Origin of the sequence: Enterovibrio baiacu (assembly GCF_004120195.1) — a bacterium.
Classification (GTDB): Bacteria; Pseudomonadota; Gammaproteobacteria; order Enterobacterales; family Vibrionaceae; genus Enterovibrio; species Enterovibrio baiacui.
The window spans coordinates 13,119-35,670 of record NZ_SCHN01000024.1; the positions used below are offsets into that span (position 1 = coordinate 13,119).

Genomic DNA, 22,552 nt, shown 5'->3' on the forward strand with positions numbered 1-22,552 from the left:
TCAATCGTTACTCTTCAACAAAAATGTCGAGCGCCACAAATCTTTCCGATTCGCGAAAGTGAAAATCAGTAGCGCCCCCGTCACGATAGCGACGAGGATCATGGCGCGTACCAAGTTGATGCTTTGCTCCAAACGGTTCGACGCCGCTTTAATCACTTCTGCGTGTTCAAGCGTGATACGCACAAAACCTGCCATATGGCCGTCATGAGCGATGGGTTCAACCAACTGCTGACGACCAATGCTCGCAACGGATAATGGCGTATTGATACCCGTTAATTGCTCAAGGGGCATCGCGCCCACAGAGCTTGCGAGGAGATTACCGCGTTGGTCATAGACGGCCGCATCAAGGATCAGTTTCTCTTCTTGTAGGCGAGCAACCAATCCGTCGAGGACTTCAATTTGATCGTTGGCCACAGCAGGGTATGCCGTTGCTGCTGCTTGACGCAGGATCACACGAGAAAGAGATTCTGTTTGCTCATACAGCATTTTGTAGTTGCGATTATTGAGCTGGTTGCTGTACATAAAGAGCATCATGATGGTCGCGAAACCCGCGACAACCACGAAAAATTGCCAAAGTCGGCGTAGGCGTTTTTTATTTATTTGTAGCATAAGCTGTCCAAAGCCAAGTGCGGGCATCGGCTCCGCAAAAATTCAGCGCGACCTCAGTTTGCTGTCCAAGTTGAAAAAATGCAAGTCGCCCCTTGGCTTAACACGCTGCTATCGCTAATGTGATCACTCGCACTCTTTGATATAGTAAAGCGAGTTTTCGATAAGGATTTTTTTGCAATGGATGCAACTTCAGTTTTCGCGATCAAGAAGCACACTAAACTCTTAACACGCTTTCCCTCGATTCGCCATTTTCGCCCATCGGATTGCCGACAAGCAGGCTGGATGCTTTATGGCTTGCACATCAGCCCTTCCTACCTCGATGATTTGGCCTTTTTAACCGGTGAAGCAGCACAACCACTCGCGGGTTGGACGGTGGGTCCTTATGAAGTGCTATTAATGCGCGGAGAGTTGACCCCAGAAATTTTAGCCCTCGCCGACGCGCTGTCACTCGACTGTGCACTGCTCGACAATATTCCTAACTTGTTCGAACCTGGCCTTGCGCTGTTCGACATGGATTCTACCGCCATTCAAATCGAATGCATTGATGAGATTGCCAAACTGGCGGGCGTGGGTGAGCAAGTTGCCGCGGTGACTGAGCGTGCGATGCAGGGTGAGCTTGATTTCGAACAAAGCCTACGTGAGCGTGTGGGCACATTGAAAGGCACGGATGTGTCTGTCCTTGAGCAAGTACGCGACAACTTACCCTTGATGCCGGGTATGCGTCAGTTAACCGCATCGCTGCAAGCACGTGGTTGGAAAGTGGCCATCGCATCGGGCGGTTTCACCTGGTTCTCTGATTCACTGCGTGACCAGCTTTCTCTCGCGCACGCTGAGTCTAACCAACTCGTCATTGAAAATGGCAAGCTCACCGGAGAAGTGGCAGGGCAAGTGGTTGATGCGCAGCGTAAGGCAGATATTCTCGACGATCTGACGTATCGCTATGAATTAACGCCAACCAACACCATCGCTGTGGGTGATGGCGCGAATGACCTGAAGATGATGTCAGCCGCGGGCTTAGGCATCGCCTACCATGCCAAGCCGAAAGTGCAGCAAGAAGCGCAAGTGGCGATCCGCCATGCTGATCTTGGTGGCGTATTATGTGTGCTGTCGGCATCGTTGTTGCCACAGCGTTTAAGCTGGAAAGGCTAACGTTATCAGCCTGTTAGTCAGTTAACCAGAATATGCAAAAGGCCACGTGTTTCCACGTGGCCTTTTTCGTGTCTGATATCCCGCCGGTTAGCGGGGCTATAACCTCAGCAGTACCTCGTCGGTGACGTCGGTTATCTCGCCATACGCGCACAGATCAATGAACTCGCTTTCAAGCTGCCTTGCCTTCATGGAGGACTGCATCATGATTTCTTCGACGACGGCCGAGTTAAGGTATTGGCCGCCTTCATTGATAGGCTGTAGCCAGTTCCTCACTGCAAAGAACTTCCCTTTTTTGCGGGCTTGCGATACGAAGAAACGGCGTTCTTCTGGTGAAGCAAAGCTTTCTAATATTCGGGCTTTGATATCAATGACGGCATTGTTCTCAAACTGTACCGCCACATAAAACTCATGTTTGATTTGAGTGAGTCGATTGCGCTGGCGAAGAATGCTCGCACTCAATTTGGCGATGTGCTCTCCCAACACAGGCGAGAGTGAGACAAGGCCTTGCTGAGATGGGCTTTCTAATAGGCGACTGAGCTCATTTCCTGGGTAATTAATGCCGACGGCCGCCAGTTGCAAGTTCTCGCCTTTTTTACAGAGGAAATACGGCGTAGCGGACAAACGTGTTAATAGCATTTGGTGCATGGCTTCCACCAACGGCGGATCGGGCATTTTCTCGCTGTCGAGGATCAATCTATGCTGGTTGTGTTCAATCAATCGCTGAAGGTATTCGCTGCGGTGTCTGCTGTGTCTGTCTTTAATCAGCACCAGCGTGACATTGGTGCGGTCTTCACTGATGCGAACGACTTTGTACGGCACATTGCCCAGCGGGGCTTTGGGATCGACGCGTTTGAAGTCATTAAAGGTGATCGCCACTTCTTGTGCTTTGGTGCCGCTGAATGGGCGCGTGAGTTTTAAGTTCAATCCACTCGATGAAAAGTCGACGGTTTGTGCTTGAATTTCACCGCTAACATGGTGGATCAATGTTGCGCCCGTTCTGTGCTTGTAGCGCGGCTCTTTGCGCTGAGGAGCAAGCAATGATGGCACCGCTTCTATGGCAGAAATGCTGGTGCGCGGGTGCAAGTATTGGTTCAAGCTCTTCGCCGGGATCTTGGGTTTGAGCGGGTGCCTGAAATCGGCGTTCGAGTGTGCCAAGGTCAGATCTTGGATGGTAGCTATGTGCGTCAGTTCGTCAATCTGGTGAATGTAAGCGGGCGAGACTTCTTGCAGACGGATAGCGTCTTCTTCGCTGATCTTTGTCATCGTCACGCGGAGTACGCGCCAAGAGGGACGGGCGCTACCAATGTGCCAAAACAGGTGACGAAGCTCGGTGCTCATTTCCGTCGGACAGGCCGAGAAGAAATAGGTTTTATCCGTGTGTTCGTGGCTAAAACAATACACCAAGGTTTCGCTGCAATTTAACCCTTCAAGGGCCAAATTTTGCATTCTCTCAGGGGAGAACAGTCTGTCGATGACGGGTTGATTTCGCTCATCATGCCAGTAATCCCAAAGCGCACGGTTTTGCTCTGTGAGCAGGCAATAACGAAGCGCGTTGCCACAGAAAAACAGCGGCAGTGATGGCGTTTTTTCAAGGTAGATCTTTTCGTAGCTGCGCGTACGTGTCGAAATGAGCTTGTCTTTGTTCTCCGTGATGGTGTTGAGATCAACGGATTTAGACTTCACATCAATGGCTTCTTTAATCGCCTCGGTGCTGGTGATCAAACGAAGACGCAGGCGGCGGAAATTATCTTGAACAAGGTTAATCTCAACGCCGACGAGGCGGTAATCTATCCCTGTAAACAGCTCAGGGATTTGGCATTCATCACCAAGCTGGGGGAAATAGACGGTGAGTACGGTGCCCACTTCGTATTGAAACGCGGCAGGTAGCTTTATGCGCATCCCCGAATTAGAAATGTCTAACGTGGTGCCATTGACCTCAGTCCCGTCGGGTAGAAAAACCTGCACCTGACTGTTAAGTTGAATACGGTGTTCGCTGCGTAAAAGGTAATGACCAAAGCGAAGGGCGTCAGCGTCTAACGAGACAAAATTTTCTTGCTGAGAGGTTGGCGTGCCGCCAGTACGTTGAAGGACACGGTGGCTGTTTGGGGTGGAATGAAGCTCATCCCAAAGGCCTTGTGTTAATTGACCTTGGTAGATGTCGAGACGGCGATGATAGAGGTTGAGGGCGACATCATCCATCCAGTGTGTCAGACCGGATAGGGTATAAGATCGGCATTCTCCCTGCACTTTACCGCGCAAATCGATGGGCCTAAGAAATGGGCTCATTAGGCGACGAATTTCCATCTTAATCAGCAAACGTTCCGAATTGGAAAGGTTGGGCGTAAGAAGGGTTAATTGCGCATCAAAGTCCGCTTTTTCATAAAGCGGTAGAAGCTGGTCGTATAGGGTCCTGTCTTGGTCCTGCATCATTCTAAATTCTGGTAGAATCTTTGTATTCATAGCGGCCACATGACAGAAAAGTTTACCTTTTTTTCGTACGGCGCGCGGTAAGTAACGCAGAAGTTAGTCTTCCGTCGCACTTGTTTCATGTGCTGGGCGGTTTTACATACATTGTATGAATTGAATTTACCAACGGATTGATAATACATATCAATCGGGAGAAACCATGGCGAAAACAAAGCGAGCCTATGTCTGTAACGACTGCGGCGCAGATTATCCGCGTTGGCAAGGTCAATGCACCGCTTGTGGCGCGTGGAATACCATCACCGAGGTGAGGCTAGCTGCATCGCCGCAAGTCGCCCGTGCGGAAAAATACGCAGGTTATGCGGGAACAACAGAAGCCAAAGTGCAAACGCTCGAAAGCATTGATCTGCAGGAAGTCCCGCGTTTTTCCAGCGGCTTTAAAGAGCTCGACCGTGTGTTAGGTGGCGGTATTGTGCCGGGGGCGGCCATTTTGATTGGTGGTAGCCCAGGCGCTGGTAAAAGTACCTTATTGCTGCAAACCATGTGTCGATTAGCGAGCCAAATGCCGACGCTTTATGTCACGGGTGAAGAATCGCTTCAACAAGTCGCGATGCGCGCAGAGCGATTGGGGTTGCCGAAAGATAACCTGAAGATGCTGTCGGAAACCAATGTGGAAAGCATCTGTACGATTGCGCACCAAGAACGCCCGAAACTGATGGTGATTGACTCCATTCAGGTGATGCATTGCGCGGATATCGCGTCTGCGCCGGGCAGTGTGGCGCAGGTGCGTGAATCTGCAGCCGCACTCACGCGCTACGCAAAGCAAAACAATGTCGCCATCTTCATGGTGGGCCATGTAACGAAAGACGGTACCTTGGCTGGCCCTAAAGTGCTGGAGCACTGTATCGACTGTTCAGTCATGCTGGACGGCTCAAGCGACAGTCGCTTTCGGACATTGCGCAGCCACAAAAACCGTTTTGGTGCGGTAAACGAACTGGGTGTCTTTGCTATGACAGGGCAGGGGCTTCGTGAAGTGAGCAACCCTTCTGCGATCTTCTTGAGCCGCGGTGAAGATCCGACATCTGGCAGTTCTGTCATGGTGCTTTGGGAAGGCACGCGTCCATTGCTTGTCGAACTTCAAGCGCTGGTGGATTACAGCCAACTGGCCAACCCACGTCGCGTGGCCGTGGGCTTGGAACAAAACCGTGTGGCGCTCTTGTTAGCCGTGCTTCACAAACATGGCGGATTACAAATGTCTGACCAAGATGTGTTTGTGAACGTTGTGGGTGGCGTGAAAGTAACAGAAACCAGTGCGGATCTGGCCTTGCTGCTGGCGCTGATCTCAAGCTTCCGTGATCGCCCATTGCCAAAAGATTTGGTGGTATTTGGCGAAGTGGGCTTGGCGGGTGAAATTCGCCCTGTTCCTAGCGGGCAAGAACGTTTGATGGAAGCAGCCAAGCACGGCTTTAAACGCGCCGTTGTTCCTGCTGCTAACGCTCCGAAAAATGACATTCCGGGCATGAAAGTATATGGCGTGACCAAGCTTTCTGATGCTTTGTCGGTGCTGGAAGAGTTCGAGTAATCTCGCGCCGTTGCCTGTGAACGTAAAAGGCATCCTGAAGGATGCCTTTTTTGATCTTATTACTCGGTAAAGGCTACTTTGATGCGGTCACCATGTTTTCTTTCGCATCTAATTGGTCTTCTTGTCGCTCAAACTGCGGAGACACCTCTGAGGCGAGTTGAACCTGAGTGGCCACCATGTTTTCCATGATCTTCACCAAGCTCGCCCAGTTCACCTTCTTCTCTTCCTCGAACAGCGATTCGAAGTTATCAGGCGTCCACGCAATGAAGCGTCTTGGATCCAATGCACGGCCAAGGAAGCGCACTTCATAATGAAGGTGAGGGCCTGTTGATAGACCCGTGTTGCCAGACCAACCAATCAAGTCGCCTTTTTTGACAAAGTTACCCGTGTTCACATTGAATTTATCAAGGTGGGCGTACAGCGTCATAAAGCCAAAAGCATGGTCAATTTTCAGCATGTTGCCATAGCCTTTTTTACGGCTCGGGCGTTTGTATTCCACCACGCCGTCCGCCGGGGCATAAACGGGTGTACCAATGTCTGCCGTCAAATCGAGCCCAAGGTGGAATTTCTTATTGCCTGTCACCGGGTGGGTGCGAGAGCCATAGCCAGAAGAGCGACGATAGCTTTCAATCGGCTGACCGCTTGGAATCAACTGCAACATGGTGGAGCGAACCGCAGAGTTAATGGCTGCGACATCCAAACGTTGGGCCAGCGGCGCATCGTTGTCCGCTTCTTTTTCAAGGCCAAGTACTTCTTCAACCGTCGACACGCGTTTGGTAAGGTAATCCAGTTGGTTGTCTTTGTCTTCGATGGTTTGCGCGTATTCTTCTTCTTTGTTGCTGATCAACTGTTCAAGCTGTTGGCGCTTTTGTTTGAGCGTTTCGAGTTGGCCTACGAGCTCCGAGCTCTGTTCCGTCATGTTTTGCAGGGTCTGCTCGGCGGTTTCTGAACGATGGTTCAGGTAATAGATCGCCGCAATGCTGGAAGCAATGCCAGTAATCAAAACGACCAAAAATATGAGAAGGGCTTTTTTAAGCCAAGGGGACATCACATAGTGACGCGACCCATTAGCATGAGAAACAGCAATTCGAATGTTGTGTGGCATGTGACTACTACTTTATGTACGTATGCGCAGCGAGCAAAAAAGGATTATACGATATCTTTCATATCGGTGAGTTGTGCTAATTCTCGATGAAGTAAATCATCATTGCCAACGTTAAGTTCAACGAGGCGTTTTAAATGGCTGGCACTGTCGATATCAATGTGCACGATTTTACAGCAAAGCAGGCCATCAACCTCTTGAACCACATCAACATCCATATCAATGCTGATCTCTGACTCATGGAGTTGAAAGTGCACATTGTATTCTTGTGCGTTTTCTACTTGCCAGTGTGCTGGAGCTTCTAGCAGCGCGCCTTTTAGTGATAAATCTAAAATCTTTGTCTGCCAAGCATCATCGCCTTGGGTCATGGTGGCGGTGGCTCGGTATACAACGCGAGAAAACTTGCGACGTTCTGCCATAATTTTATGTCCTCGGAGGTTCGATGGTCCTCAGATTTGCTACACCATGTTATGAAACTCTTTACACCAGTGTAGGTGAGACAAACCTATAACTCTACTCTTGCTTGTCTCGAGCGTGATGCGCGGCGCGTGTTAGTGATAATACGCTCAATGGTGCGTTACGGATCTGTTATATCTCACTGTGAAACAAAAAGAAAAAGGGCCACCGAGGTGACCCTTTTTTATACATCATGCCCAATATTACTTGGTGACACGCTTGTACTTCATACGGTGTGGTTGGGCCGCTTGTGCGCCCAGCGTTTGCTTCAACCACTCGCTGTATTCGTTGTAGTTACCTTCGAAGAAGTTCACTTTACCTTCGTCGCGGTAATCAAGAATGTGGGTAGCGATACGGTCAAGGAACCAACGGTCGTGCGAGATAACCATGGCACAGCCTGGGAATTCCAGCAGTGCTTCTTCCAATGCACGTAGGGTTTCTACGTCCAAGTCATTGGTCGGTTCATCCAGTAGCAATACGTTGCCGCCTGATTTAAGCAGTTTTGCCAAGTGAACACGGTTACGCTCACCACCTGACAAATCACCGATACGTTTTTGTTGATCGCTGCCTTTGAAGTTGAAGCGCGAACAGTATGCACGTGCTGGAAGCTCAAAGTTGTGGATACGGATGATTTCCGCACCTTCAGAGATCTCTTGGTATACGGTGTTTGAGTCCGTCATGCTGTCACGGAACTGTTCAACCGATGCCAATTGCACGGTTTCACCCAGCTCGATGGTGCCGCTGTCTGGTTGCTCAGTACCACTCAACATCTTGAACAGGGTAGATTTACCCGCACCGTTGGCACCGATGATGCCGACGATCGCGCCTTTTGGCACGCTGAATGATAAGTCGTCGATCAACACGCGATCACCAAATGATTTGGTCAGGTTATTGATTTCGATAACTTTGTCACCCAAACGCAGACCTGGCGGAATGAACAGCTCGTTGGTCTCGTTACGGCGTTGGTGCTCGGTGTTGTTCAGCTCTTCAAAGCGCGCCATACGTGCTTTAGATTTTGACTGACGACCTTTAGGATTCTGACGAACCCACTCAAGCTCTTTCTCGATGGTCTTTTGACGTGCACTTTCTTGTGACGATTCTTGTTGTAGACGCGCGTCTTTTTGCTCAAGCCACGAGGTGTAGTTACCTTCCCATGGAATACCTTCACCACGGTCAAGTTCAAGGATCCAGCCTGCAGCGTTATCCAAGAAGTAACGGTCGTGCGTGATAGCCACAACGGTACCGTTGTAATCCACCAAGAAACGCTCCAACCAACCCACAGATTCTGCATCCAAGTGGTTCGTTGGTTCGTCCAGAAGCAGCATGTCAGGTTTTTCTAGCAGTAGACGACAAATAGCAACACGACGACGCTCACCACCAGACAGGTGCTTAATTTTCGCATCCCATTCTGGCAAACGCAGTGCATCAGCAGCGCGCTCAAGGGCGTTATCAAGGTTGTGACCGTCTTTCGCTTGGATCAGTGCTTCAAGTTCGCCTTGCTCTTTTGCGAGAGCATCGAAGTCTGCATCTGGTTCTGCGTACGCCGCGTAAACCGCGTCTAGACGAGAAAGTGCACCCGCAACATCCGCAACCGCTTCTTCTACGGTTTCACGAACGGTTTTTTCTTCATCAAGCTTAGGTTCCTGTGGAAGGTAACCCACTTTGATGCCCGGTTGTGCACGTGCTTCACCTTCGATATCGGTATCGATACCCGCCATGATGCGAAGAAGGGTGGATTTACCTGCGCCGTTTAGACCCAATACGCCGATTTTGGCGCCAGGGAAAAAGCACAGAGAGATGTCTTTCAGGATCTGACGCTTCGGTGGCACAATTTTGCCAACGCGCGACATGGTATAAACGTACTCAGCCATTTCTGCTCGCGTTCTCTTGTCACATAAAAGGCTTATTCTATCCCAATCTCCCTGAAGTTGCAGGTATCAAAGACGTAAATCGAGCTTGAAACAGCCTGAGGAATGTCGATGAAAAGGGAACCATTTTTGCATTGAGATTACCAACTAGCAGGGTGTGGCAAAAAATACGGGGTGATTGGGGCACGAGGGCAATGCGCTTCAATCTGCTAACCGCTTCACTTTGACGCATTCAGCAACAGATAAATGAGGGCATTTGTGCCGACAGTTTGGTATATACCCTTAACGACCTTGGTATGAAGGTGTCTGACTTTGTGGCGTGACATCGCCAGAAAGGGCTTGGATCACAGATACAATTAAACTCAGTGAAACCTGAATCTTTGCGCGGTTTAGGTATAAGCTAAATGAACAGGTGCGCCTTGGAGAAGCATACGGAATGCTATCAACAAAAAAATCAATAATTACAAACGCCTATTTTAATTCGCTCAGCGCGCTGTCTTGTTCGCTTTCAACCAAAATGCTGCCTGCCAGTTTAATGGCGCTGACGATGGTCTCGATGTCGTCGCATGCCTTAACGCTAGACGAAAAACGTGAACGCTATGAATCCGCGATATCTGCCATTGAAGGCAATAACGTAGCGGAGTTTACGCGCCTTAAAAACAGTATTTCAGATTATCCGCTCTATCCGTATCTGGACTATCGCGGCTTTTCACGTTCGTTGAACTCAGCGTCGATGAAAGACGTTCAACAGTTTGAAGAAACCTATTCGGACTTGCCGTTCACGCGCTCCATTCGCGCGAGGTACTTGAGCACATTGGCGGCGAAAGGGCAGTGGAAAACTTTGCTGACGTATCAAAAAACTTTGCCTCGTGGTGAGAGCTACCAATGCCAATACTATTTTGCCCATAGCCAGGCGGGTGATAAAGCCCTTGCGTTGTCTGGCGCTAAATCGCTTTACCTCTCTGGCTCGTCGGTCGACAACGCTTGTGACCCGTTATTTAGCTTCCTTGAAGAGAATGGAAAATTAAATAACGACCTGATCTTGGAGCGTATGCTGCTGGTGTTTGATAAGCGCAATGTCGCTTTGATGCGCTATCTCAACAAGCAATTGACCGGATCAGCCAAAGCTCGCGGCGAACAAATCCAAGCGTTGTACGACAAGCCTCAAGGTGTGTCAGATTTCTCAAAGAAAAGTAAAGTAACGCCGTTTAATCAGCGCCTTACGCGTTTAGCGTTTGAGCGCCTTGCGCGCATTGATTCCAAAGACGCCGTGGCGCAGTTTACGCGCACCGTGGAAGGGCAACATTACACGCGTCATGTTCGCCAAGAAATGGCAGATTTTGTGGCAAGTCGCTTGATGAGCACCGACGATGAGACGCTGGCTAAGTGGCGTGATAGCAAGCTGAAAACCACGCAAAACCCGTCGCTGCTCGATCGCCGTATTCGTGTTTCATTGCAAAAAGCAGATTGGAAAGATGTGAACATTTGGCTTGGTAAACTGCCAGCCAAAGAAGCCGACAAACTGAAATGGCAGTACTGGAAGGCCCGTGTTGCGCTAGAACTTGGTAACAAGGCTGCGGCAGAGAAAGGTTTTGCTGCCATGCTGGGTGAGCGCAACTTTTACAGTGTTGCTGCCGCTTCACACCTGAATGCGTCAATCACCATTCCTCAGCAGAACACGCCACTGGACAGCGAGAAAATCGTGCCGTTCCAGTCGACATTGGATCGTGTTGATGAGCTTCTAGCGTTGGACAAACTCACCGCTGCGCGTCGAGAGTGGAGCCATCTGTTAAGCGGGGCGACCCAAGAGCAAAAAGCCATGCTGGCGGCCTATGCGTCTCAACGTAAGTGGTACCACCTTTCAGTGCAAGCCACGATTGCGGGTAAATTGTGGGGACATTTGGAATACCGTTTCCCCGTTGCTCATCGCTGGTGGTTCGAATTTTTCAGCAAAGAGCGTCAGGTGCCGCTCACCACATTGCTGGCGTTATCACGACAGGAAAGTGCGTTTTACACCCATGCGGTATCGCCCGTGGGTGCGCGCGGTTTGATGCAGCTTATGCCAGCAACGGCGCGTGAGACCTCGAAAAAGCTAGGCTTCAATTATCGTGGTACGAAAACGTTGAGCGATCCAGGGGTAAACATTCGACTTGGCAGTGGTTACCTAAGCATGATGCTCGATCGTTTCGATGAAAACCGCATCTTGGCGTTTGCCGCTTACAATGCAGGCCCACATCGCGTGACACGCTGGCTGGAACGTTCTGATGGCAACTTGGATGCCATTTTGTTCATTGAAGCGATTCCCTTTAGGGAAACCCGTGGTTATGTCCAAAACGTGCTGATGTACGATATCTACTACAGCAAATTGCTTGGACAACCGATGCAATTCCTAACCACTGGCGAGCAAAGTTTCCAATACTGATAAAGATGCCCGGCCATTTGAAAAGCGCCCCGTTAACCCTACTGACGGGCACTTAATGAAATGTTCGGGCGTTTTCTTTATCGCTCAACACCGTTTTTCACCTTCTGATCTCCGTGTGTTTTCAAGGGAATATCATTCCTTAAACATTTAGGGAGTGAATGTGTTTTTGCGGTATTGAATGTTTGAGTTGGCACACTTGCTGTGCGTACAATGTTTGTGTGAAAGCCATTATGCTCATGATTTGGGTATAAGTAATGGGCATCAATGCATGAGGTAGCAATGGAAAACACACCTGAGTATTCAGACTGGCAAGAAGTTCTCACTCTTATTCATCGCGCAATCGACGCGGGCCACGAAGAAAAACTGTTGAAGATGCTGCTTACCCAAGACGAGCGAGACACGCTTGTTACCCGTGTAAACATCGTTAACGAGTTATTGAAAGGCGAGATCAGTCAGCGTCAACTTAGCCAAATGCTGGGTGTGGGCGTCGCAACCATCACACGCGGCTCGAACGAGCTGAAGCAATTCGATGAATCGGAAAAAGCGTGGCTGGTAGAGTTGTTGAAGAAGTAGCCATCGCCAGATGAGAGAAAGAGCAGACTCGAGATAAGAGAAAAAGCATAAGGGCAGAGCAAACAGTTTGACGCTGAAGCGACTTGCCCCATTCTCTTCGAATCTCGAATCTCGAATCTCGAATCTCGAATCTCGAATCTCGAATCTCGAATCTCGAATCTCGAATCTTATTCCTCCGGAAACAACGTCGGATGAATAAACGGGATCAGGGCCAACACCAAGGCTTGATGGTACACCGAGCTTCGTGTGAGCAAGTGCCCGGTGAGCATGCCGATGGCCCCGCCTTTTTGCTTTACGTTTTCCTCGTTAAACATCTCATCCATCACATCGCCAAGTTCTTTGCCTGCTTCAATGCCTTTAATGGCGGCGGGTGGCAAGGGAAGAGACGCCGAGCGGGCTTCGCCTGTTCGGTGTTTTCCATCTATGTTTGCGCTTTCAATTACCATCCACGCAAAGGTGAAAGGGTTGTCTAGCCCAGCTTCCACGCCCACATAAAAATCCCCTTCAGCTATCAATTTCGCGTTTCTTACGCGATTGCGTGCGCCCGCTAAGGTCTCTTCGCTGGTCATGGGCTGATCGGGCACACCGCTGGAAACGGATACGCCTTCAAAGGTCATGTTTTGTTCTGGAAAGACAGCGCGAAACGCGGTTTCTACCGCTGCAATTTTTGCAGGGTTTAGCGAGGTGACGATAACGGTAGTCATGGACAGTGTGTTCCCAAAGGTAGTGATGATCGCTAAAGCGCGGAGTTGTTTGGTTTTTTTGACGGTGCGGAAGATGGCGCTTTATTGCGCGCAAAAGGCATGCGGAGTAGGCCAAATAGCCAGACCACATGTTTTTCTTCTCGCACGTAGGACAAGCCAATGGTCATGCCATAGTGTCCTTCATCAGGCTGAGCGCGATAAGTGTTAAACAGACGATCCCAAATAGCCAGATTAAATCCAAAGTTAGAATCTGACTCGTGACGATGAATGGAGTGATGCACCCGGTGCATATCGGGGGTCACAACAAACCATCGCACGAATTTGTCTACCGGTTGCGGCAAAGCAACGTTGCTGTGATTAAACAATGCCATCCCGCTAAGAATGACTTCAAACAGGATTACTGCAACGACGGGGGCGCCAAGCAACGCAATGGCCCCCAGCTTGATCAGCATGGACAGCAAAATTTCGATGGTATGAAATCGTGCACCAGAGGTGACATCTAAATCTCTGTCGGCATGATGCACCGCGTGCAATCGCCACAACAAAGGCACGGTATGAAACAGACGGTGTTGGAACCAAATGATCCCATCTAATGCGACAATGCTGAGCAGCACGGCTATGCCATGAGAAAGTTCGAGGACGTGAAATAAGCCAATACCGTTGGATTGGCACCATGCAGCAAAGCCAGCTGCGGCAACGGGGAAGACGATGCGCAATGCGACAGTGTTAAACACCATCAACGAAATGTTATTCAGCCAGCGCTTGGCTTTGCTAATAGAAAGAAGGCGCTTGGGAAAAAGCCACTCGAATGCCGCCATCACAATGAAAATGGAGAAAAAAGAAAACAAACGAAAGACCGTTTCGTGAGATTCGATGTAGCTCAGCACACGCTCTCCTTGATATGGCTTCTGCCTTGAATAAAGCCCCACAAATGGCGGCAACACTGCTCACCAAAGGGTGCATCAAAGGTCAACAGACCCTAGATTCAGATTATCACATTTCGCTGTATAACATTACGGGATGGCACCGCATTGGGTTTACTGGGCGCAGAGCGGTCACATTGGACAAGAAAAAACGCTCTCCCCCCATTAGGGGAGAGAGCGTTTGAACATCAGGCTCGGCTAGATGAAAACCTGATATTACCGCTCAGATGTTTCGCTGGGAGGCGAGAAAACATCTGGCGTTCACTGCTACTCGAACTACCACACTCGAGTAATCGTGACTTTTGCGCCCGGGTTGAGAAAACGATGACGGTATGACAATGCAGAGTCACTTAAGCCATCATCTGCAGACAACACACCAGGGTGGATACGGATGCGATCGACATCATCGCGTTCTGCATTAAAGCCTTCACCGCCTCCAGCAGGACCGGGAATGGCGGATGCCACTTCGTCATTGGCTTCTGTGCCCGCATCCCAAACAGGGATGTTAAATGACATGCTTTGGCCCGGTTTGATTTTTCTCAGGTTGATTCCTGTTTCAGCCACGATGGCGTCATTGGTGTTCACCAACATGGATGCGACCGACAAGAACTGTGTGTTCTTCCGCGTCACGTAAACCGTGAATTCTTCTGATGCACCCGGCGGCAATGCGCCGTCACCTGAGAAGGTTTCTCCAACCTTTCGATTGTCTTCATAAGCCAGTACATCGCTGTTATCACCGCCTTCGGCTAATTTCTCCAACGCGACGGAAACAGGTTGGCCCGTTTCGAACAAGGTGAACTGTTTCTTATGTGTAATAAGGGTTACCGGGGACATAGGCTGCGCGTCAGTGAGGTTTTCAACCGTCACTTTGTACTCTTTTTGCAGCGGACAGCCCGCAAGGATCAATGCCGTCAGGCCAACGAGGGATAAGCGAAACATAGTCAGCCCTCCCTTAATACACAGTGACAGTGATCAGCGCGACAGGGTTTAACCAACGATGTGCTGTGCTGTCAAAGTCACTGATGCCACCTTGTGGATCGGTATCACCAAGGTTACCGGGGTGGATGTGGACTTTGTCGTTAGCAACGCTGGTGTCCACGCCCGTGCCGTTTGCACCGAAGGTGATAAAGGGTGGTGTTGGTACACTGCCAGCCAACTCGTCATTGGCTTCTGTTCCTGCATCATAGCCGTTCGCTTTGATGACGTAGGTGCCTTTTTTCTTCGGGATTTTCCAGCTATCAACGCCAATAAATGCGTCGTTGGAAGGGAGTAACATGGCCGTGATAGACAAGACATCGCCGTGCTCGGCATACAGCGTGGTGCTGGTGGAATCGCCGGGATTCAAAATGCCTTCAGCGGGGTTTGCACTGACGGAGGCGCCAGCATTCGCCGCAATGCTCTCAAGGCCGGAAATATCCCCGCCTTCTGCCATGCTTTCAAGCTCGGACGACGCCGCTTCGCCTGAACGGAACAGGTAGACGTCGTCGCTGTGTGTCGCGACAAGAAGCGGCGTGAAATAGATACCGTCAGTGGCGTTGGTGATGCTGACTTCGATATTGGCGGCGTGAGCGGAGGCTGAAAGGGAAGCGCCAATCGCTAAGCCAAGGAGTAGTTTGTTCATGTTGAGCTCCATGCAGATGAGGTACATCCTCAGCATGGCGCGTAAAAGTGGCGAGAGAGTCACGAAATTCTTGCAAAACTCTCACAGCTTTCTCTTAGTGATCTCTCAAGCGCTTTTCTCGTCGTCTTTGTCCGCATCCAGCTCTACATGGGTGACAACGCGGTTTCGCCCTTTTTCTTTGGCGAGATACAAGGCGGAATCTGCCGCTTCAATGATGGATTCAATCGATTGAAATTCAGGGAAGGTGGCAACCCCCGCGCTCAGCGTGGCGTAAAATGTTTCAGGGCCATTGGAAAAGGGCGTTTTCGAGAAGGTTAATCGAAACTCATCGATCAATCGCAGCGCAATATCTGCAGGCGTGTCTGGCAAAATGAGTGCAAACTCTTCGCCGCCATAGCGGGCGCAGGTATCGGTTTTACGGAAGCGATAGTTGAGCAATCTCGCCACGCCTTTGATGACTTTGTCGCCTACGGGGTGACCGTATTTGTCATTCACCGATTTAAAGTGGTCGATATCAATCATCACAAAGCTGACTTGCGAATGATGTCGTCGCGCACGGGACAATTCTCTGTCGAGCGCCACTTTCAAGTTGGAGTGATTGAGCAAACCGGTCAGGCTGTCTCTGTCCATCAAGGCGCTCAGTTGGCGGAATCGCTTGGCACGAATCGAGACGGCTTGCGTAAGGTGTAGATCGTTGATCGGTTTCGTTAAGAAATCATCAGCCCCGACTTGAAGCGCCTGCATCTGGGTTTTTAAATCCGTTTCACCGGAAAGGTACACGATAGGCAAATTGGTGTGAGACTTGTGTTGGCGGATCACGCAGGCGGCTTCCACGCCCGAGCAGTTTGGCATGTACAAATCCATCAACACCAAATCAGGGCTGAATTCGCCGATTTCATCCAGCAGGTGTTCGGTGTCTTCCAGAATGAGTGTTTTCATGCCTGCGCCTTGCAGGATGATGGAGTAATGCTCAGCAAGCATACGCTCATCTTCGACAATCAGGACGCGGTATTGCGCGTTGCTGCTTTCCCAAAGGTTATCCAACACTTCGAGGATGTCATCGTACTCAATCGGCTTTTGAAAGAAGGCAAATGCGCCTGCTTGGGCGGCGTTTAAACGGCTGTCCCAGCTTTCAGAGGAACTCAGCACCACCATGGGAATGCCACTGGCTTTTCGCCACACTTTGGTAACGTCATCAAGAAGGTCAAATTCATGCAGATCGACAATCAATACCGAAGGAGCTTCGGTGTCTAAGGCCAGTTTAAGTGTGTCTGCAGAATCAAACGACACGACCTCGTAATCAATAAACTGAAGCTGCTCCACCATATCTTTGGTGTCTTCAGCGCGCTCTGCCACGACGTAAACCAGTTGCTTGGTACGTCCTTGCTCATGCAGCAGCGTCACTTCCCCATAGGTCATGTCTTCAGGGCGCTTAGGTTCTATGGTGCTCACATACATCAATGACTGAATGATGGACTCAAGATCCGCATCGCCTTTGGGCAGCGTCTGATTTTCTAAAAATGGTCGCGTCAGGATCTCTATGTCTCGCCCTCGCTCACCAAGGTCGACGAAGCCCAAGGTCGTCGCGGTTCCTGCGAGCTTGTGGGCTTCTAAGATCAAGTCTTCCAGCTCTGTAAAGTGGTTGTCGTCGGCGGTTTGAATGGCAGTCCAGAGCGCAGTGATCCTATCAATGCGCGTTGCGACACCTTTAGAGAACTTGTCTTGTTGTTCTTGGAATTTTTTTATTTGCGACGGCTTCATAAACTACGCCTGTGTCATGAGTTGTTTGATTTCGTCGGCAAGGCCCATTGGGTCAAAAGGCTTGCTGATGACGCCAATGGCACCATAACTGCGGTAAGCATTGATTTCCGCTGGCTGCACTTTTGCAGTCATAAATATTACGGGCGTGGATGCAAGGTGAGGAAGTTTTCGCAAGTTCGCGAGGGTGGTTGGCCCATCCATGTCTGGCATCATCACGTCCAGTAGCAACAGATCCGGTTCTGACAGCGCGGCCTTTTCTAACGCATCAGCCCCTGACGCGCAGGGCAAGATCGTAAAGCCATCGTCTTCGAGTGCCATCTCCGCCACATCTCGAATGTCTTCATCGTCTTCAACATAAAGCACGGTTACATTGTTATGCATTCAGTTGCCTTTCCTTGTGACTTCTATTGAGTATAAGACGGACTTCATTTTTCAGCCTCTTGATACTTGATGGAGACTTATGAAATGTTGCTTTTACCTGATCAGGAAGTACTTTTTCAGCATCCTCTTGCATGACAACGATGATCGCAGAGTCTTTTAATAATGGGGACTGGAGCAGTTTTTCACCGCTGCCATCAGCGATATCGATGTTCAAAATGACTAGGTCAAAAAATTGTTGATTGAGGGCAAGATTGGCGCTCTCAAATGAAAATGCGTGGGAAATATCGGCATAGGTGGTGAGCATGTTTCGCAGTGTATCGATGCAATGATCATCATCGTCGATACACAAAACCTGTTGGCGCATATCACTGATATCGAGTGCTGATTGGCGAATCAACCGCGTTTGATCGCAAGGCTCTGCGGGTAAGGTGAAGTAAAACGTCGCGCCTTCTCCCGGCACGGAATAGAAGTTGATTTCACCATGGTGACTTTCGATGATGGCTTGAGAAATACTCAGACCAAGCCCCGTGCCACCGATCCTTCGCGTGTCCGTGCTGTCTGCTTGAGAAAAACGCTCAAAGATGTGTGAGTGGAACTCCGTAGGAATGCCGGGGCCTTGGTCTGTCACGTCAATGCGGTAGTCATTACCGTGTTCATAGAGGCTGACGACCACCGTTCCGCCATCTGGGGAGTATTTGTATGCGTTCGACAGCAGGTTTGCCATGACTTGTTGAAGGCGAATGGCATCCGCATTTACAAACGCATTTTCGCAATCTGACTCTAGACAGACAGTGACCTGATGCTGCTTAGCAAAGCCATCGTTATCTTCAATGGCGCGACGCAACAATGCATTCAGATTGATGCGGGAATAGTTGAACGTCATTTTTCCGGATTCGAATTTTTCGATATCAAGGATGTCGTTGATGAGTAGCGTAAGTCGTTCACAATTTCGTAGTGCCATCGTCAGCATACGGTGGCTTTTTTCAGGAATTTGATCCGCAAATTTCCCTAACACCAAGCCAATCGCGCCTCGAATAGAGGTAAGAGGCGTGCGCAGTTCGTGGCTGACGGTGGCGATGAACTCGCTTTTGATTTGCTCATGCCGTTTTCGCTCAGTGATATCACGAATCACCCCTGTGAATCGTTTCTCACCAGACACAAACATTTCGCTGATCGAAAGGTCGGCATTGAACTCTGTGCCATCTTTACGCTTGGCGATGACTTCTCGCCCCATTCCTATGATTTTTGCGGGGTTGCCTCGTAGGTAGCCCTCGAGGTACTGATCATGCTCTGACGCTTCTTTTTGTGGCATCAGAATATTAACGTTCTGGCCAATGACATCGCTCGCGCGGTACCCAAACAGACTTTCTGCTGCGGGGTTAAAACTGGCGATTTTTCCCTTAATGTCGATGGTGATAATGCAATCGACCACGGTATCCACAATCGCCAATAACTGGCTCTGCCCGGATATGCGCTCTGCTTGAATGTCGAGCTTACTGGCGGCATCGAGCTTTTCTGTCGCATCGTTGAATGCGTCTGCCAACATTGCGATCTCATCGCCTTCTTGGGCGGTGGAGATAGGGTATTTCCCTGATTTCACTTTTGTGGCGAGATGAGCAATCGGATCTGCCATTCGCCGACCTAGATTTCTTGCGATGATTATCGAAGGAACCAAGGCAAGTAGGCCTAAAAGGCTGAGGCTAGTGAGCCATGGTGTGATTTCATTAAGGAGAAACAGATAAGACTCTGAGTAGGTGATCGACACGTTAAAGTCAGACAGAACCTGCTCTTTCTTGGCTTCTTTCGTGATGGTGAATTTAAAACCTTGTCGTTCACTGTTGATGTATTTCCAGTTCTCGCCAATGTTAATGGTAAAGGCGTGTTTGGTGTCTTTCAGTGCACGTTGAATCAAGACGTTTGCTGGAATACGTGTGATGATGCCACCCTGAACGGTGTCGTAATACACGATGGGTTCGATGATATAAAAAAAGCCGTCCCTGAACTTCAGGCTACCTTCAGACGTGGTTAGGGTGTCATACACCAGCGTGGGTGTTAGCCAAACGGGATCAAGGTGATGGTGCCGAAACAGTGTGCTTCCCGAGTAATCGAACACCAATGCATCTTGGACAATATTAAAGAGAGAGAGATCATCAAGCGCGTGGTGGAAGTAAGCTCGACCCCCATCAATGTCTATCAAGCTATTGATAGACAGTTTGCTGGACGCGGTGCGCGACACTGCGCGTTGCTGAACGCGTAATTCGGCATTGAGTGTGTTTAAACCGCTTTGAGCAAGATCATCGAGGTGCGATTTGAACTGGCGTTCGATGCGCATGACTTCGATTACCGTGGTCGCGCTCACGACGAAGACAAAGAACGCGACCAGCAGTTTTAGAATGGAACGGGAAAAGCGTTGTGAAATGCTGTTTTTCGCCAACATTAAGGCGTGTTCTCCATTGGGCGTTTTTTCTCACTGTTCGCTGTATTGCGTGGGGCGTTTTTACTGCCTACCGGATAGAGCGCCCCATTTTGATAACGGGCGAAGATATAATCTGATCGCTCAAGGGCATCCTGATTGCCATGTGCAAAGGGGTCGACGTAGTTCTTCATCAGCCCTGAGTGCTTATCAATTTTCTGCATTTCGTTTCGAATGCTTGTCATGTCCACTTTGCCGGCGCGTGTTGTGGCGGTGGCAAGCATGTTCATTAAATCGTAAGCGTGGGCAGTGCCTGACGGCGCAACGATTTCAGTGGGCTCTGAGGTGCTATAACGAAGGTGATAACGCTTGGCGAGGTTTGAAACGTCCGCGTCGTTGTTATCGATAAAGCTGAAGGTTTGAAGCACACGAAGATCAACGCGTTCTAGCGCGACAGACGCTTTTTGTGCAAAGTCTGATCCGGTAATCCCCCAGTGTGAAATGACGCTTGGTGGAGAGACACGTTGCGCCAGCTCAGACACAAATTTCTCTCCTTCTACGGGATTCCCCACGTAAATCACCACTTCCGCCCCTTTCTTGATCAGACGATCGACTTTTGATGAGAAATCGCGTTCACCCCAGTTAAACCACTCAATATGGGAAGGGGACAGTTTGCGCTTGTTCAGCGCTTCGGTTAGCCCGGTGTAGTTGCTGCGTCCCCAGCCATTGTTGACTAGCAGTAGACCGACATTGTCTGAGATTTCCAATGCGCCATTGAGCAAGAACTCGGCGGCATATTCGTCACGCACGGACACTCGGAACACATAGTTTGGCGATTTAGTGTTGTCGATGATCGGGGTGGCTGCCGCCCAAGGGGCAAGCATCAGCACTTTTTTGTGGTGAATATAATCAATCTGAGCGAGCACCACCGGGCTACTGATCCCGCTGAATACGCCAATGAGATTGGGCAGCTCAGCGAAGGTTTCCAGGTTGTCGAGGCCGCGTGACGGGATCATGGAATTATCACGAGCCACCAGCGCCACTTCTTTTCCGAGTAAGCCGCCTTGCTCATTGATTTCATCAATGGCGAGTTCAATACCGCGACGAATGGAAAGACCTGAATTGGCCGAGTTGCCACTGAGATCGGCATCCAGTGCCACTAAGAGTTTTTCTGGATGAGGTTCTGACCAATTTTCACGGGCTTGTAAGATCTGCTCGACCATGGCAGTGCCCAAGCGCATGCGATAACGCTCGAGCAGCAGGCCTGATTCTTCTTTTAACCAGCGAATGAGCTCTGGTGACGCGTTTGACACCGTCATTTTGGCTTTCAATGTGTCTAACGCTTGGGCGTTTTGCTGAATCGAAATGTCGTATTGGTACCTTGTTGCTTCTCTGGCTGCCGCTCTCACTGCTTTCCTGTTGGTCGGTGAGAGCGCGTTATGTGATTTGAGCGACATGGCAACCACGAACGAGAGGTAGCCATGATTGGTCATGAGCACATTGGCGTTATCGACATTGATGCTCGCCATGTTCGCAATGGTGTCCTCTTGCCCATCAATGGCTTCTTTTTTGAACGCATTCTCTGTGTGTCGCGCAGCGATGGGCACCGTTGCACCGCCCCACACCTTAAACTGATCGCGAAGCAAGGGGCTTTCCATGATCTTAAAGCGTCGCTGTTGGAAATCTTCGGGGGTGTCTAATGGCGATGTGGTCATGATTTGCTTAAAACCACCTCGCCACAATGACAGACCAACAAGGCCTTGAATGTCTAATTTGGAGAGTAAAAGCTTTGCAGCGCTGCTGTCGAACACGCGATCAACCGCCGCTTCGTCTTCGAATAGAAAAGGCAAATCAAACAGTTGCATGTCTGGCGCGATGTAGGAAAGGCGAGAGGTCGGGGTGATGGTGAAATCGAGTAACCCTTTTTGTACTGCCGCGACCATTTCTCGGTCAGAAATACGGGAATTAGACTCGATAAATTTAATTTTCACCTCGCCCTGCGTTTTTTCATCAACAAGTTCAGCGAAGCGTTTGGCTGCCAAATATTCCGCACTTTCTGGGTGACTCGTGAGTGCGAGCGTCATCGAATCATCTTTGACGGTTTTGCTCGAAATGGCCTTGGTCGACGGTGCATTTGAGTCACAACCTGACAGACTCAAGATAAATCCAATTGCCACGAGGTAACGCTTCATATTTTTCCCCAAAACTGCGCCGCGTCTTCTCGTGAAGCACCACGATGAAGGCAAACGCTTTTTAATGATTTATATAGAGATTAGAAATGAGACGTAAGATTCGCCAGTGAGAAAGCACATAAATGAGAGGGCTAAAATCGTCAAAATTAGTTTGTTGCATGAATAGGTTGCAAGTGGCAACTGTTGCGGCGTTGTGTGAATTCTTTCAACACACTGAAAGTACGAAGAAATAAAAACGTGAGGAGAAATTTACCGAAATGATCGTTTAACGAATTATTTTGCTAAACCCCAGTGTATTGATAGATAACTCGAATAAATTTTGTTATCACCAACGTATAATGTCGAGAAAATCATGTATCGAAGTATGGTCTT

At 49.7% G+C, this 22,552-nt stretch carries 17 protein-coding genes; 4 read left to right on the top strand and 13 right to left on the bottom strand.

Annotation, left to right across the window (positions count from 1 at the left end; translation table 11 throughout):
• Complete coding sequence (locus EQP46_RS21205) at nt 1-609, bottom strand: YtjB family periplasmic protein (protein ID WP_129495536.1); 609 nt, start codon at nt 607-609, stop codon at nt 1-3.
• A gap of 177 nt (nt 610-786) precedes the next feature.
• On the opposite strand from EQP46_RS21205, the gene serB reads away from it, so the two are divergent.
• Nucleotides 787-1,758, top strand: a complete 972-nt coding sequence (gene serB, locus EQP46_RS21210) for a phosphoserine phosphatase (RefSeq protein WP_129495537.1) — start codon at nt 787-789, stop codon at nt 1,756-1,758.
• A gap of 96 nt (nt 1,759-1,854) precedes the next feature.
• On the opposite strand, the gene EQP46_RS21215 is transcribed toward serB, so the two are convergent.
• On the bottom strand, nt 1,855-4,188 hold the full coding sequence (locus EQP46_RS21215; protein WP_129495584.1) for a PilZ domain-containing protein: 2,334 nt from the start codon (nt 4,186-4,188) through the stop codon (nt 1,855-1,857).
• A 196-nt stretch (nt 4,189-4,384) separates the two neighbouring features.
• Between EQP46_RS21215 and radA the strand changes: the two genes are divergently transcribed.
• A complete protein-coding gene (gene radA / locus EQP46_RS21220; protein WP_129495538.1) occupies nt 4,385-5,764 on the top strand; it encodes a DNA repair protein RadA in 1,380 nt (459 codons plus the stop codon).
• A gap of 73 nt (nt 5,765-5,837) precedes the next feature.
• Here the strand turns inward: radA and EQP46_RS21225 are convergent, their stop codons facing one another.
• The 3 genes from EQP46_RS21225 to ettA all read right to left on the bottom strand — a co-directional run bounded on the left by EQP46_RS21225 (nt 5,838) and on the right by ettA (nt 9,193).
• Complete coding sequence (locus tag EQP46_RS21225) at nt 5,838-6,869, bottom strand: M23 family metallopeptidase (RefSeq protein WP_129495539.1); 1,032 nt, start codon at nt 6,867-6,869, stop codon at nt 5,838-5,840.
• 44 nt (nt 6,870-6,913) lie between these two features.
• Nucleotides 6,914-7,285 (bottom strand): PilZ domain-containing protein, encoded by a 372-nt coding sequence (locus EQP46_RS21230; RefSeq protein WP_129495540.1) that lies wholly within the window; start codon nt 7,283-7,285, stop codon nt 6,914-6,916.
• Nucleotides 7,286-7,525: 240 nt separating this feature from the next.
• Entirely contained in the window at nt 7,526-9,193 is a 1,668-nt protein-coding gene (ettA, locus tag EQP46_RS21235; protein WP_129495541.1) for an energy-dependent translational throttle protein EttA, read from the bottom strand.
• A 433-nt stretch (nt 9,194-9,626) separates the two neighbouring features.
• Between ettA and sltY the strand changes: the two genes are divergently transcribed.
• A complete protein-coding gene (sltY, locus tag EQP46_RS21240; protein WP_129495542.1) occupies nt 9,627-11,612 on the top strand; it encodes a murein transglycosylase in 1,986 nt (661 codons plus the stop codon).
• 279 nt (nt 11,613-11,891) lie between these two features.
• Nucleotides 11,892-12,185 (top strand): trp operon repressor, encoded by a 294-nt coding sequence (gene trpR, locus EQP46_RS21245; protein WP_017007852.1) that lies wholly within the window; start codon nt 11,892-11,894, stop codon nt 12,183-12,185.
• A gap of 167 nt (nt 12,186-12,352) precedes the next feature.
• Here the strand turns inward: trpR and yjjX are convergent, their stop codons facing one another.
• The 8 genes from yjjX to EQP46_RS21285 form a co-directional block, all read right to left on the bottom strand.
• Nucleotides 12,353-12,889: an inosine/xanthosine triphosphatase gene (yjjX, locus tag EQP46_RS21250; protein WP_129495543.1), complete on the bottom strand. Its 537-nt coding sequence runs from the start codon at nt 12,887-12,889 to the stop codon at nt 12,353-12,355.
• A 32-nt stretch (nt 12,890-12,921) separates the two neighbouring features.
• Nucleotides 12,922-13,776 carry a sterol desaturase family protein gene (locus EQP46_RS21255; protein ID WP_129495544.1) on the bottom strand — a complete coding sequence of 285 codons (855 nt, stop codon included), beginning with the start codon at nt 13,774-13,776 and terminating at the stop codon, nt 12,922-12,924.
• A gap of 312 nt (nt 13,777-14,088) precedes the next feature.
• Nucleotides 14,089-14,751, bottom strand: a complete 663-nt coding sequence (locus tag EQP46_RS21260; RefSeq protein WP_129495545.1) for a spondin domain-containing protein — start codon at nt 14,749-14,751, stop codon at nt 14,089-14,091.
• A 13-nt stretch (nt 14,752-14,764) separates the two neighbouring features.
• On the bottom strand, nt 14,765-15,433 hold the full coding sequence (locus EQP46_RS21265) for a spondin domain-containing protein (protein WP_129495546.1): 669 nt from the start codon (nt 15,431-15,433) through the stop codon (nt 14,765-14,767).
• A 105-nt stretch (nt 15,434-15,538) separates the two neighbouring features.
• The gene (locus EQP46_RS21270) at nt 15,539-17,194 is read right to left on the bottom strand and encodes a GGDEF domain-containing protein (RefSeq protein ID WP_129495547.1); all 1,656 of its coding nucleotides are present in this window, start codon (nt 17,192-17,194) and stop codon (nt 15,539-15,541) included.
• Between the two features lie 3 nt (nt 17,195-17,197).
• The gene (locus EQP46_RS21275; RefSeq protein WP_129495548.1) at nt 17,198-17,575 is read right to left on the bottom strand and encodes a response regulator; all 378 of its coding nucleotides are present in this window, start codon (nt 17,573-17,575) and stop codon (nt 17,198-17,200) included.
• On the bottom strand, nt 17,568-20,012 hold the full coding sequence (locus tag EQP46_RS21280; RefSeq protein WP_129495549.1) for an ATP-binding protein: 2,445 nt from the start codon (nt 20,010-20,012) through the stop codon (nt 17,568-17,570). The genes EQP46_RS21275 and EQP46_RS21280 overlap by 8 nt, the downstream gene beginning before the upstream one ends.
• Nucleotides 20,012-22,180, bottom strand: a complete 2,169-nt coding sequence (locus tag EQP46_RS21285; protein WP_129495550.1) for a DctP family TRAP transporter solute-binding subunit — start codon at nt 22,178-22,180, stop codon at nt 20,012-20,014. Before EQP46_RS21285 ends, EQP46_RS21280 begins: the two co-directional genes overlap by 1 nt.
• Nucleotides 22,181-22,552: the final 372 nt, after the last annotated feature.

Coding starts and splice junctions, on each gene's coding strand:
- EQP46_RS21205 (WP_129495536.1), bottom strand. CDS start 609: ATGCTACAAATAAATAAAAAACGCCTACGCCGACTTTGGCAATTTTTC.
- serB (WP_129495537.1), top strand. CDS start 787: ATGGATGCAACTTCAGTTTTCGCGATCAAGAAGCACACTAAACTCTTA.
- EQP46_RS21215 (WP_129495584.1), bottom strand. CDS start 4,188: ATGATGCAGGACCAAGACAGGACCCTATACGACCAGCTTCTACCGCTT.
- radA (WP_129495538.1), top strand. CDS start 4,385: ATGGCGAAAACAAAGCGAGCCTATGTCTGTAACGACTGCGGCGCAGAT.
- EQP46_RS21225 (WP_129495539.1), bottom strand. CDS start 6,869: ATGCCACACAACATTCGAATTGCTGTTTCTCATGCTAATGGGTCGCGT.
- EQP46_RS21230 (WP_129495540.1), bottom strand. CDS start 7,285: ATGGCAGAACGTCGCAAGTTTTCTCGCGTTGTATACCGAGCCACCGCC.
- ettA (WP_129495541.1), bottom strand. CDS start 9,193: ATGGCTGAGTACGTTTATACCATGTCGCGCGTTGGCAAAATTGTGCCA.
- sltY (WP_129495542.1), top strand. CDS start 9,627: ATGCTATCAACAAAAAAATCAATAATTACAAACGCCTATTTTAATTCG.
- trpR (WP_017007852.1), top strand. CDS start 11,892: ATGGAAAACACACCTGAGTATTCAGACTGGCAAGAAGTTCTCACTCTT.
- yjjX (WP_129495543.1), bottom strand. CDS start 12,889: ATGACTACCGTTATCGTCACCTCGCTAAACCCTGCAAAAATTGCAGCG.
- EQP46_RS21260 (WP_129495545.1), bottom strand. CDS start 14,751: ATGTTTCGCTTATCCCTCGTTGGCCTGACGGCATTGATCCTTGCGGGC.
- EQP46_RS21265 (WP_129495546.1), bottom strand. CDS start 15,433: ATGAACAAACTACTCCTTGGCTTAGCGATTGGCGCTTCCCTTTCAGCC.
- EQP46_RS21270 (WP_129495547.1), bottom strand. CDS start 17,194: ATGAAGCCGTCGCAAATAAAAAAATTCCAAGAACAACAAGACAAGTTC.
- EQP46_RS21275 (WP_129495548.1), bottom strand. CDS start 17,575: ATGCATAACAATGTAACCGTGCTTTATGTTGAAGACGATGAAGACATT.
- EQP46_RS21280 (WP_129495549.1), bottom strand. CDS start 20,012: ATGTTGGCGAAAAACAGCATTTCACAACGCTTTTCCCGTTCCATTCTA.
- EQP46_RS21285 (WP_129495550.1), bottom strand. CDS start 22,180: ATGAAGCGTTACCTCGTGGCAATTGGATTTATCTTGAGTCTGTCAGGT.